Source organism: Nosocomiicoccus massiliensis (assembly GCF_002871345.2).
Taxonomy (GTDB): domain Bacteria; phylum Bacillota; class Bacilli; order Staphylococcales; family Salinicoccaceae; genus Nosocomiicoccus; species Nosocomiicoccus ampullae_A.
This window is the reverse complement of sequence record NZ_CP136964.1, coordinates 1220851-1233007: the sequence shown is the minus strand read 5'-3', so window position 1 is coordinate 1233007 and position 12157 is coordinate 1220851. Positions and strand designations below refer to the sequence as shown.

Genomic DNA, 12157 nt, shown 5'->3' with positions numbered 1-12157 from the left:
CTTTTATTTATAATTTTGGTTCAGTTTCTCCAAACGAAATCGATGATTGACTCGGTATAAGAACACCTGTATTTTCATCGCGTCCTTGTAATACAAAGCGTGCATCTTTTTGATTATATTGTTCAATTGCGAGATCGATTAACTGTTTAAAGTCATCTGTCATATGACGGTTAAAAATAACGCATAGTGGTGTTTCGGTAAACGTTTGCATCATATCGTAATCACCGATACTGTCACCAAACATCGCAACTGGTTGTTTACCATTATGCTTCGGCATAATCAGCTTTTGTATTGCCTCTGTTTTACCAGGGCCTTTTGTGATTGGTGAGTCAGCTTTCATAACGGGCGTTATAACGCCGTTATCTTCTTCAAATTCCATGGCGACAATATTGTCTACCTTTACTGAATGCCCAAGCATTTCAGCTGCGACTTCAACATATACTCTCGGACTTGCACTTACGATATAAGTCGTAATTCCATTATTTGTAAACGCGCGATATAAGTTTAACAATTCTTCAGGCACTGATAATCCCGATTTAAAAGTAGAAATGACTACACCTGATTTTCCAGGTATATTTTCTGAGCTTTCGTACGTCACTTTTTCAAACGGTTTTTCTAGTGATTCTTTAATACAACTTCGGCATAACTCTTTAAATGAATCAATTGTATGACCAGCAAATAAATAAGTCATCCAACCATTAGACGGTCGCCTTGATAATTTACTATTTACATGAGTATGGAATAGCCTTAACTTGGCTCTAAACGTTTTGTAGTGGTTTGTCTCTTTAATCTCTTTTAAAAGATCTTCCGAACGATTTTCTAGACTAATGTAATTATCGTATAACCACTGATATTCCTTATAAATATCTTCAGCTAAATTAAAACCTGTCGCATTTTTAAACCGACTATCAAACGTTTGAGATAACTCCTCACGATAATCTGGATTCGTTAACGTTTCATATAACACTTCAGGCGTGAGCCGATATGCTAAATGTTCCATCAAATAAACATTTAAATTGTCTTCAATATCCATAATAATACTTGTATTATCATAGTCGAAAACAACGTAACTATCAGTGTCATTTTTGTAAGTATCAATAACCTCATTCAATCGCTTGTACACAAACGGTTCAAAGTTTCCTTGCTCAAAATAGTTGTCCATTTTTTCACCCACAAATATCATATATCTCTTCATATTAAGTGTATCATAAAACAAATATCTCCTATCATAATGCTTTAGTTTTTAGAAAATTTAAAAATATGATAAAATAACTCATACATAAATGAAAGCGTTTTTAAGGAGGAGAACAAATGTCAAAAGTGGAGTTTTTATTTTTATCCGAAGAAGATTTAGTTGAAGCAGGTGTGTTAGATGCAAAAAAATGCGTCGACACAATCGAAGAAGTGTTCCGTTTACTTGGTGAAAAAGATTACATTATGGGAGGACCGAGAGAAAACAGTCACGGCAGTCAACTATGGTTTCCAAAAGAAAAGCGTACTGAGAATATGCCAGTCGCAGGGCCAGACCGTCGATTTATGTCAATGAACGCATATTTAGGTGGGAAATATAATATTACGGGACAAAAATGGTACGGATCAAACGTAGCAAACAAAGAAAAAGGATTACCACGTTCCGTTTTAATGATCACGTTAAACGATGCAGACACTGGTGCACCTTTTGCATATATGAGTGCAAATTTAATCAGTGCGACACGTACAGGTGCAGTCCCAGCAGTTGCTACAAAGTATCTTGCTTCAAAAGAAGCACATACTCTCGCAATTATCGGAGCAGGGGTCATCAGTTGGTCAAGTACACTTGCAATTTTAGAAGCAAATAAAAATATCAAACAAGTCAACATCTTCGACATTAACGAACAACAAGCAGAAAAATTCTCAAATAACCTTAAAAAAGAACACGACGTAGAAACAGTGATATCAAGCTCCTTAGAAGATGCAGTCAAAGAAGCAGACGTCATAAACGTCGCAGCATCAGGTGCTGTTCGTCCAGAAATTAAAGAAGAGTACTTAAAAGACGGATCTCTTCTTTTACTTTCCGGAGAAGCAAACCTCAGTGATGACTTCATACTAAATAACACAGTCGTTATGGATAACTGGGAAATGCACAAAGAAACAGGTGAAGAATGGGAAGAGTGGGAATACCTACAAAGCGGTACAAAAGGAGTTTCTAAAGACTTAAACTACGGTATCGGCGGACAGGTATTTAGACTCGTAAAAGAAGAAAAACTCGACGAAAAAAGCATCACAGATCTTGGTGACGTTGTCAGTGGTAAAAAAGAAGGGCGTAAAGACGACAAAGAAAAAATCGTCTTCCTCGCAGGAGGAATGGCTGTAGAAGACATATCATGGGGATATGAACTCTATAAATCAGCACAAGAGAAAAACTTAGGACAATCATTAAAAGTATGGGATCAACCTTTCTGGTCTTAAGTTAGAAAGAAGGTATAGATATGACTAAAGTTCTCGTTAAATTAAACAAAATCGCACTCGACTTTGGCAGTTACTTATTATTCGACACTGATGAGTTAGAAATTAAAGAGAGTAGTCGAATTGGTTTAATTGGTGAAAACGGTGCAGGTAAATCATCTTTAGCACAATTAATTTTAGAGGAAATTAAACCGACACAAGGTCATATCCAGTTAAACACCAATAACATAGGCTACTTAGAACAAGTATCTGATAATATTCCATATGACTTCAATTTTGATGGAAGATTACTTAGTGAATTAAACATACCTTATGGTACATCAGAGTTTAGCGGCGGAGAACTATCAAAACTACGTATATTAGAAGTATTCTCTTCGCACTATGATTTACTTATACTTGATGAACCGACATCTCATTTAGACAAAGAGGGTATCGAATTTTTAATACGTACAATTAAAAATTATGACGGTGCAACTTTAATAATTTCACACGATAGACGTCTATTAAATGAATGTGTAAATGAAGTATGGTCAATTGAAGAACAGTCAATACATGTATTTAGCGGAAATTATGATGATTATAAAAGAGAAATCGAAAAAGAGCGTGAATCACTCTATCATCAAAAAGAAATACAAGATAAAGAAATCAAAAGATTGGAAGCATCAATAAGTGACGCAAAAATACATGCTGAAAAAATATTAATCGGTAGAAAGGGAGCAAATCATCGTTCTCTATCCTCACGAATGACAAAAGAAAAAGGGACGGTACAAAAAGGAATTATGCAATCTGCGAAAAACATGCAGAACCGTATCGATAGTATGGAAGAAATAAAATTACCTGAAGAAAAAGTACTACCGATATTTGAAGAAGCTGACATCAAGACAGATCATAACCGTTTTCCAATTATATTTAACTATATTGATATTACAGCAGGAAACAAATTACTTATAGAATCTCTAAACTTACAAATCAGTCGTGGAAAAATTACGGCATTAAAAGGGAACAATGGTACCGGTAAAACGACTATTATTGAATATGTAAAAGGAGCTTTTAATAATAAACTTGATATCATCACATTTTCTAAAAATGCAGAGCTTGGCTTCTATAATCAATTAAGTTATCTAGAATTTAAGCACCGCACAGAGCCATTATTAGAATACGTATCAAAACATACGTCTGTTTCAAAGTACCTACTAAAAGAAATGCTCAATGATTTAAAATTCACAGACAACGATTTTGAAAGAAGTATTTCAACATTAAGTGGAGGAGAAGCGGTACGCGTATCGTTATTTCTAACATTAATATCTGGAGATAACTTGCTAATACTAGATGAACCAACAAATTATCTAGATATTGATACAATAAATGTTCTAGAAACATATTTAAACACATATCCAGGCACAGTACTTCTAACATCACATGATGTAGAATTTTTAGAAAATGTCGCAGACGAAGTATATAAGATAGAAAACAAAAAACTTAAAAAGATAAAATAAGAAGTAACGTATGGCGTTACTTCTTATTTTCATCCTTTAGATAATATCCTAATGCTTCAACATTATTTTACGTAACGGTAAGCATCACCTTTTTAGTTTTACTTCTAAAACACATATAATATGCTATATATTTTTAATCAATAGAATAGTTCTCTTATTAAGAGTGAGTGGAGGGATTTGGCCCTGTGAAACTCCGGCAACAGCTTTTAGCGATGTGCCAATTCCAACAGTTTATACTGAATGCAAAGAGGCCGTGATAAAAATTATCACGGCCTCTTATATATTAATATTCTATATTTGGCGTTTCATTGACCTTGTCTTGATATAACTTAAACGCTACGAGTAACGCCGAAATAACGCCTAAAATAACGATTGTTTTTTTCATGAATATAACCTCTTTTTAAAATTAATTATAATAATTTAAATTCAAGTTTTCAGATGTTTCTTTACGCGTTTCTCTCATCAGTTTTTCGTCATCAATCAGTGATTTGCCATATGATGGAACTAACTTTTTAACTGCAGGTTCCCAGAGCTCACGGTCTTCTTTAAAGTTTTTCTCTAATGCTTCAAGCACTACAGAGAATGATATTGAAGCACCTGGTGATTCTCCTAATACTGCAATAACAGAGTGATCATCAGAATTCACAACTTCTGTTCCGAATGCGACGTAGCCTTTCCCGTATTCATCATCGTCTTTAATCACTTGAACACGTTTACCAGCAGTATATAATTTCCAGTCCTCATCTTTTGCATCGGGTATGAATGTTCTTAAGTAGTTCATATAACCTTTTTTAGTCATCACCATCTGGTCAATCGAGTATTTAATGAGCGGTATATTTTTAGCTGCAGATGATAATAGCGTTGTAATATTATACGGTTTTACTGAGCCAAATAAGTCAAAGAACGAACCGTATTTTAAGAATTTAGGATTGATATTTGCATATGGTCCAAATAATAACGTACTTTCACCATCAATATAACGTGTATCGAGATGCGGTACAGTCATTGGTGGCTTACCTAGAGGCTCTTTACTGTAAACTTTCGCGTGATGTTGTTTAATAATATCTTTATTTTTACACGCTAAGAATTGACCAGTAATAGGGAAACCTCCGACATTTTGCCTTTGAGCAATGCCACTCTTTTGAAGTAGTGGAATAGAGTAACCCCCAGCACCGATAAACACTTTATCAGCTACTTTTACGAACTTCTCTTTCGTCGCTCTATTTCTTACGAGAACTTCCCATTTGCCGTCTTCTCTTTGAGTTAAGTCGATTACTTCATGGTTATATTTTAAAGAGACATTTGATTGCTTTTCTAAATATGCCGCTAATTTACGTGTTAAAGCACCATAGTTTACGTCAGTTCCTTCATCGATCTTACTCGCTGCCATTAACTGACCTGGTTTACGATTTCGCATCATCAATGGCATCCATTCTCTCATCGTTTCAATATCTTCTGTGTACTCGATATTATCAAACATAGGAATCGTTTTAAGTTTTTCATAACGTTTACGTAAAAACTCAACATTCGTTGGGCCCATTACAAAACTAATATGCGGTAGTGGCTGAATAAACTCTTCAGGGTTAGAAATATCACCATTTTTCACTAAACTGCCCCAGAACTGCTTAGACAGTTCAAATTGCTCATTGATCACTTCTGCTTTAGAAGCATCGATAGAGCCGTCCTTTTGTTCCACAGTATAGTTTAGCTCACAGAGTGCAGCGTGACCTGTACCTGCATTGTTCTTTTCGTTCGAACTCTCGATTCCCGCTTCATCTAATCTTTCATACATATCGATATTCCAGTCCGGGCTCACTTTTGAAAGCATCGTCGCTACCGAAGTACCTATAATACCCGCACCAATCACAATAATATCTTTATGCTGATTGTCTGCCTCAGTCATAATTAAAAATCCTTTCTCTTTTTATAAATTTCTTTCACAAATTCTTCCTTATAGTTAGTATATTCGATAATATCTTTCGAGGCGTTGCTTAGATATTTATTTTTAACATCTAAATATTCTTCTCTAGCTTCTCTATTACTATTTAAATAATCCCTAAAGAATATTAAATCATGCCATAAATCTCCTTTATACTCAACTAAATGGATAAAATGTGTTTTTACTTTGTAAGAATCATCTAAAAATTTTGCAAGGACAATTTCATTAGGACGGTCCACTTTTAATCTCAGAAATCCTGCTTTTTCTAATCCTTGAAACAAATCTTTCTCAACATTATCTAAATCACCTATGCCTATAACAATATCTACTATAGGCTTAGCTGACATACCGATTATTGATGTACTACCAATATGTTCGATTCTGTTTTCAGGAATATGAGTATAATTTAATATTAAATTTTTAGTAGTTTCAAACTCATCTTTCCATTTTGGTGAATACTCTACTAATCTAATTTCATTATTTTTAAGCCCTAAACTCAAAGAATCACCTCTAAATTTAATTTCCTAATTACCATAAAAAAAGCATCCTAAATATAGCGATACACTAACTCATCATTTGTTATATAAGGTTTGTATTTATCGCTATTTTCTACTCGATATCCTGACTTTATTATCATCCTTTGTGCTACAATATTCGTTTTATCAGTAATTGCAATGATATCTTTTGAAGGGTATTTTCGACTCACTTCAGCAGTTATTTTAGAGAATAATAATGAACCATACCCTTTATTTCTAAAGTTCTTATCACCAATCGCAATACCCAGTTCTATTATATTGTCGTTATGTATATATATATCATAATAGCCAATGGTAGTTTTATTTGATATCAGCATTTTTCTTTGAAAATTATCTGATTGTGATTCAATTACATAATTCCACCATTCAAAAATTGCTTCGTTTGTACGATTTAACGGCCAACCATTAGATAAACAAAAATGAATATCTTTAGACCAATTTAGAACGTAATTAATATCATCGTGTTCTATATTTCTACTGGAGAGTTTGGTCATTTTAGATTTATAAATTAAAGTTTTCATATACGCTGTAGAATCATCAATAAAAGCACCAAAAATTTCATATGCATATTTGTCGGTAGTATCAACTTCGGTAACTATACTGTGTATTCCTTTATTGTTTAAAAATATTAAACGATTGAAAAGTATTTCTAACAATTGTTGCTTAGATTTAGTATCTTTAAAATAGACGTATCCAACTTCTTTTGTATCTTTAGAATCATCATAAATCAGAGCATATGCAATTATTTCACACTGAGTATTAAAAATAACTATAGAATTCTCAAAATCTAAACCCTCAGCTAATTTCTCTTTAAACTCTTCTAAATTAAAATTCTTCACAGGATTAACTTTATGAGTTTTTTTATATATCTCGTACCATTTTTTTATCAATTGGTTCGACAACGTAAATGGAGTAGAAGCCCGTTGAACGATGTTCTCTTTGTTTTCAAAGAAACAATTTAACAATCTATTGAGTTCAATATTTAAATCATAAGTTCGACGAAACTCGATAAATCCATAATCGGAGTAGTTATTAACTTCATAATCTCCTATATTTAAAATGTAGTCATGATAAGGAAATTTTCTTTTAAGTTCTTCAAAATAGATATTAAATTTTTTATTTTCGCTTATTAAATATATAGAGTTTGGATGGAATGGATTAACTCGGTACATACTATAAAACTCCTATTTTTTGATCGTTTATAATAATTTGCTACGTATTCCTCAAATAATAATTTTTAAAATAGACGTTCCAATAATATTATTCTATCATTTCTAACAAATTTATATTCAAATTATGGAAGCGATTTATATCACTTCTCCATTATTTCCTGTATGATAAATGTAACTACATTTTACTTTGAAAGGAAGGAATTTGATGAATTACAAAGATAATTGGGATATGGAAAGTGTGTTTCCTGGTGGAAGTGAATCTTCTGCTTTCCAAAATCGTTTAGTAGAAGTGAGTGACAGTATTAGAGAGTTCTCTGAAAAACTAGAAGAGTGGAATTCTGACGAAAGTTCTAATGATTTTACACCGCTAAAGAGTTTATTAGAGCAATACGAAAAAATTTCAAACGCGCTTGGCGAGATGGGAAGTTTCTCTAACGGATTAGCATCTGCAAATATTACGGATCAAAAAGCATTAAAAAATACAAATGCTGTAGCTAATTTACGTAAAGATTTCTCATCTGAGATTATTATTTTAAATAAAAAAATCAGTGCACTTACTGAAGATCAATTTAACACGTTATTAGAAGATGACTTCTTTAACGCAATGCGTTTTCCTTTAAAAGAAATTCGTAAAAACGAAGCGGATTTACTATCGACAGAAGAAGAAACAATTATCAATAGCTTATCACTCGATGGCTTACACGGTTGGGGCAATATGTACAATCAACTCGTTGCATCAATTCAAATCCCAGTCACTGAAGACGGTGAGACTAAGTATTACTCAGCAGGGCAATTTGAAAACAAAATGGGATCAGAAGAGAATCCAGAAAAACGTGAAGAACTGTTAAAAATTTGGGAAGAAGAGTGGAATAAAAAAGCAGATTTATTTGCTACAACGTTAAACCATCTATCAGGCTTCCGTTTAAATAACTATGAACTTCATGACTATAAAGATTATATGAAAGTACCGTTAGACTACAACCGTATGGAAGAAGAAACACTCGATACAATGTGGAATACGATTGCGAAAAATAAATCACCATTAAAGAAATACTTCGAAAGAAAAGCACAGCTTCTTGGTGTCGAGCAATTAGGGTGGCTCGACGTACACGCAAGTGTAGATGTCGGAGACTATAAGAACAAAAAATATACGTACGATGAAGCGGCAGAGTTTATTATCGATAACTTTAAATCATTTAGTCCAAAGATGGCAGAGATGTCTCGTCGTGCATTTGAAGAGCAGTGGATTGAAGCGGAAGATCGTCCAGGAAAACGTCCAGGTGGATACTGTTCAAACCTTCCGGAATCAAAACAGTCACGTATTTTTATGACGTTTGCAGGTAGCACAGGTAACGTCTCAACACTCGCACACGAACTCGGACATGCGTTCCATAGTTATGTCATGCGTGATTTACCGTTACTTAACCAGCGCTATGCTATGAACGTTGCTGAAACAGCATCTACATTCGCTGAGCTCGTTGTTTCAAACGCAACGATTGAAAACGCGGCGTCAGAAGCAGAGAAAATCAATTTAATCGATGAAAAAATTTCTAGAAGTGTGGCATTTATGATGAATATCCACGCACGCTATATCTTTGAACGTAATTTATATGATGAACGTCAAAAAGGAACGTTAGACAGCAATAGACTAAAAGAACTGATGAAAGACGCACAAGAAGAAGCATACGAAGATGCGCTGAAATCTTATCATCCGATGTTCTGGGCAACAAAATTACATTTCCATATTACGGGTGTACCGTTCTATAACTTCCCGTACACATTTGGATACTTCTTCAGCTTAGGTATATACAACCGCTTCTTAGAAGATGAAAACGTAACTGAAGATGATTACATCGCACTTCTACGTGATACTGCGAGTATGACGACAGAAGAGTTAGCTGAAAAACATTTAAACGTTGATTTACGTAAACCAGACTTCTGGCAAGAAGCATTAGAATCAGTGCATAAAGATATTGAAGAATTCTTAGAACTGACAGAATCATATGTTTAAGTTATAAAACCTATATAAATATAAGTGACTTTTTTAGCTTCTGAAGTGAGTTAAATATACAATAATATTATGAACAATATTAATTTAGAGGAAGGATGTTTTACAATGGGAAAATTACAAGATAAAGTCGTCGTTATTACTGGTGGCGCACAAGGTATGGGAGAACTTCATGCCAAAAAAGCGATAGCTGAAGGCGCAAAAGTCGTGATAACTGATATTAATGATGAATTAGGCCAAAAAACAGCTAATTCTCTTGGAGACGATGTTTTATTTATCAAGCATGATGTATCTAAAGAAGCAGATTGGAATCATGTCATTCAAGAAGTAATGAACAAATGGAATCGAATTGATGTATTGGTTAATAATGCTGGAATCACATACAATAAAACAATTGACCAAATATCATTAGAAGATTATATGAAGATTGTAAATATTAATCAAGTATCTGTATTTTTAGGCATCAAAACTGTATCTGAAATTATGAAAAGTCAAAAACAAGGGTCAATTATCAATATTTCTTCAATAAATGGTCTTGTTGGTGGTGCAATTGGCTATACAGATACAAAATTTGCGGTCAGAGGTATGACAAAAGCTGCAGCTAAAGAATTGTCTCCATACAATATTAGAGTTAACTCAGTACACCCAGGTGTTATAAAAACAGCAATGTTAGAGCAAGAAGATGTTAAAGAAGCCGTTAAAGAATTCGAAAAAACAATTCCACTGCGTAGAGTGGCGCAGCCAGAAGAAGTATCTAACCTTGTATGTTTCTTAGCGTCTGACGATGCTTCTTATTCTACAGGATCAGAATTTGTTATAGATGGTGGTATTACTGCACTATAAATGATAAATCACTTAAAATATAAATGATTCTTTTGAATAAATTTTAGGCGAAGTGCTGAGGAGCACTTCGCCTTCATTTAAATCCTCTTTTACCAATACATAATTACATTTTATATTTAGTAACCAATTAGTTCTTAATATTTACCATATAATACCATAATTCTATATCTTTTCTGATATTACATATGTAAAATTGAATAAAGTAAATATTGATTTTTAGTTTTTTATACCCAAATGATTTTTTAACAGATGACTCTCATAATCTCTTCTAAACACTCCACGTTCTTGAAGAATTGGTATCACTAAATGAATAAATTTTTCAAATGATTCTGGATACGTCGGGGCCATCAACATAAAACCATCGCACGCTTCTTTTTCAAACCATTCGATCATTTCATCCGCCACTTGTTCAGGAGTTCCTACTATTGTCTTATGCCCTACCCAAGTACCAAAACGATCTAATAAATCTCTTAATGTAAGTTGCTCAGTCTTAACGGCACGTTGTATGGCTTTATACATAGATTTTACAACTTTTTTCTCTAATGCCTCATAAGGTGGTAATGATGGCACGACTTCATCTAGTGTCCACTCACTTATATCTAGACCAATGGCTTTAGATAATTGTTTCTTGCGTTTTTCAAGTGGAATCATATCATCTAATTGTTGCTTAAGTTTATAAGCATCCTCTTCATTCTCATCAACATAAACGGTGAGACCTGGTAATACAAGAGGGGGTTGACGATTTGCTTCCATAGCCCGTTGATGAATGTCTTGTCTGAACTGTTGGCCATCTTGTATATTCCATGCAATTGAAAAAATAGCATCCACGTGTCGTACTGCTAAATCACGACCTGGAATGGAAGTTCCTGCTTGAAATAAACGTGGTCGACCATATTTTGGTGTTGGAATGTTAATAGCTCCGGCAACTTGAAAATACTTTCCTTGATAATGAAGTGGATGAATATACTGATGATTTAAGCCAATCCCTGACTCTTTGTGATTAACGATAGCCTCTACAGTAAATGACTCCCATAATTTTTTCATTACATTAATAAATTCGTCTGCTCGTTCATATCGTTTTTCAAGATGTGGTAAAGCTTGCATCGAATAGTTTTGTGCTTCTAAATCAAATTGAGATGTTACAATATTTGCCCCAATACGTCCATGAGATATTTGATGTAAACTTGAAAGCATACGAGCTGCAAGATAAGGTTCATAAAAAGAAGAAGAAATGGTACCTATCAGACCAATTGAATGTGTTTCACGTGAAATTGCGGCAAGCGCCGTTAGTGGTTCAAAATAATAAGAGATATGTCCCGTTTCTTCTCCAGAAATATATTGACCATCACCTAAGAAGAATGCATCCAGTTTACCTTTTTCAGCTAATTTTGCTAACTTAATTTGAAAATCAATATCCCCAACTTCTTCAACATATGAATGCGGTAGTCTCCAAGAGGCAGGATGTAGACCTGTACTATAAGCTAAAACGGATAAATGCATGTGTTTCATTGTCATTAACCTCTCCACTATACGATAAAAATAATCTTTTAATTTATATTTATCGTAAATAACTTAATGATATTTTACAACATTTATTAGATACTTTATATTTGAAATATAAATTTATTGCATCATTAACTAATTATTTTATTGAAAAATTACATCATGATCATTAATTATTGCGGTCCAACGTGTTGATGACACGTTGGACCTTTATT

10 protein-coding genes and 1 riboswitch are annotated in these 12157 nt (G+C 33.6%); of the genes, 4 read left to right on the top strand and 6 right to left on the bottom strand.

The window, feature by feature from the left end:
• Nucleotides 1-7: 7 nt before the first annotated feature.
• Nucleotides 8-1162 carry an HAD family hydrolase gene (locus CJ229_RS06410; protein ID WP_180953382.1) on the bottom strand — a complete coding sequence of 385 codons (1155 nt, stop codon included), beginning with the start codon at nucleotides 1160-1162 and terminating at the stop codon, nucleotides 8-10.
• A 149-nt stretch (nucleotides 1163-1311) separates the two neighbouring features.
• On the opposite strand from CJ229_RS06410, the gene CJ229_RS06405 reads away from it, so the two are divergent.
• Entirely contained in the window at nucleotides 1312-2448 is a 1137-nt protein-coding gene (locus CJ229_RS06405) for a tyramine oxidase subunit B (RefSeq protein ID WP_068129124.1), read from the top strand.
• A gap of 20 nt (nucleotides 2449-2468) precedes the next feature.
• On the top strand, nucleotides 2469-3941 hold the full coding sequence (gene abc-f, locus CJ229_RS06400) for a ribosomal protection-like ABC-F family protein (RefSeq protein ID WP_102167072.1): 1473 nt from the start codon (nucleotides 2469-2471) through the stop codon (nucleotides 3939-3941).
• A gap of 151 nt (nucleotides 3942-4092) precedes the next feature.
• Nucleotides 4093-4191: riboswitch (SAM riboswitch) on the top strand.
• Nucleotides 4192-4224: 33 nt separating this feature from the next.
• On the opposite strand, the gene CJ229_RS06395 is transcribed toward abc-f, so the two are convergent.
• The 4 genes from CJ229_RS06395 to CJ229_RS06380 are packed head-to-tail and all read right to left on the bottom strand — an operon-like array spanning nucleotide 4225 to nucleotide 7588.
• On the bottom strand, nucleotides 4225-4326 hold the full coding sequence (locus CJ229_RS06395) for an SE2200 family small protein (protein WP_068129121.1): 102 nt from the start codon (nucleotides 4324-4326) through the stop codon (nucleotides 4225-4227).
• Between the two features lie 21 nt (nucleotides 4327-4347).
• Entirely contained in the window at nucleotides 4348-5844 is a 1497-nt protein-coding gene (gene lqo, locus CJ229_RS06390) for an L-lactate dehydrogenase (quinone) (protein WP_317846535.1), read from the bottom strand.
• 2 nt (nucleotides 5845-5846) lie between these two features.
• A complete protein-coding gene (locus tag CJ229_RS06385) occupies nucleotides 5847-6380 on the bottom strand; it encodes a GrpB family protein (protein ID WP_068129117.1) in 534 nt (177 codons plus the stop codon).
• Nucleotides 6381-6427: 47 nt separating this feature from the next.
• Nucleotides 6428-7588, bottom strand: coding sequence for a GNAT family N-acetyltransferase (locus CJ229_RS06380; protein ID WP_102167070.1), 1161 nt, complete (start codon nucleotides 7586-7588; stop codon nucleotides 6428-6430).
• Nucleotides 7589-7793: 205 nt separating this feature from the next.
• Here CJ229_RS06380 and CJ229_RS06375 point away from each other — a divergent pair, with 205 nt between their 5' ends.
• Both CJ229_RS06375 and CJ229_RS06370 read left to right on the top strand, forming a co-directional pair.
• Nucleotides 7794-9599, top strand: a complete 1806-nt coding sequence (locus CJ229_RS06375) for a M3 family oligoendopeptidase (protein WP_102167069.1) — start codon at nucleotides 7794-7796, stop codon at nucleotides 9597-9599.
• 105 nt (nucleotides 9600-9704) lie between these two features.
• Nucleotides 9705-10439, top strand: a complete 735-nt coding sequence (locus CJ229_RS06370) for a glucose 1-dehydrogenase (RefSeq protein WP_070622634.1) — start codon at nucleotides 9705-9707, stop codon at nucleotides 10437-10439.
• A 216-nt stretch (nucleotides 10440-10655) separates the two neighbouring features.
• On the opposite strand, the gene CJ229_RS06365 is transcribed toward CJ229_RS06370, so the two are convergent.
• A complete protein-coding gene (locus CJ229_RS06365) occupies nucleotides 10656-11954 on the bottom strand; it encodes an NtaA/DmoA family FMN-dependent monooxygenase (RefSeq protein ID WP_257993671.1) in 1299 nt (432 codons plus the stop codon).
• Nucleotides 11955-12157: the final 203 nt, after the last annotated feature.

What these genes read in the sequence shown, in the direction of transcription:
- CJ229_RS06410 (WP_180953382.1), bottom strand. Translation starts at nt 1,162, where the DNA reads ATGGACAACTATTTTGAGCAAGGAAACTTTGAACCGTTTGTGTACAAG.
- CJ229_RS06405 (WP_068129124.1), top strand. Translation starts at nt 1,312, where the DNA reads ATGTCAAAAGTGGAGTTTTTATTTTTATCCGAAGAAGATTTAGTTGAA.
- abc-f (WP_102167072.1), top strand. Translation starts at nt 2,469, where the DNA reads ATGACTAAAGTTCTCGTTAAATTAAACAAAATCGCACTCGACTTTGGC.
- CJ229_RS06395 (WP_068129121.1), bottom strand. Translation starts at nt 4,326, where the DNA reads ATGAAAAAAACAATCGTTATTTTAGGCGTTATTTCGGCGTTACTCGTA.
- lqo (WP_317846535.1), bottom strand. Translation starts at nt 5,844, where the DNA reads ATGACTGAGGCAGACAATCAGCATAAAGATATTATTGTGATTGGTGCG.
- CJ229_RS06380 (WP_102167070.1), bottom strand. Translation starts at nt 7,588, where the DNA reads ATGTACCGAGTTAATCCATTCCATCCAAACTCTATATATTTAATAAGC.
- CJ229_RS06375 (WP_102167069.1), top strand. Translation starts at nt 7,794, where the DNA reads ATGAATTACAAAGATAATTGGGATATGGAAAGTGTGTTTCCTGGTGGA.
- CJ229_RS06370 (WP_070622634.1), top strand. Translation starts at nt 9,705, where the DNA reads ATGGGAAAATTACAAGATAAAGTCGTCGTTATTACTGGTGGCGCACAA.
- CJ229_RS06365 (WP_257993671.1), bottom strand. Translation starts at nt 11,954, where the DNA reads ATGACAATGAAACACATGCATTTATCCGTTTTAGCTTATAGTACAGGT.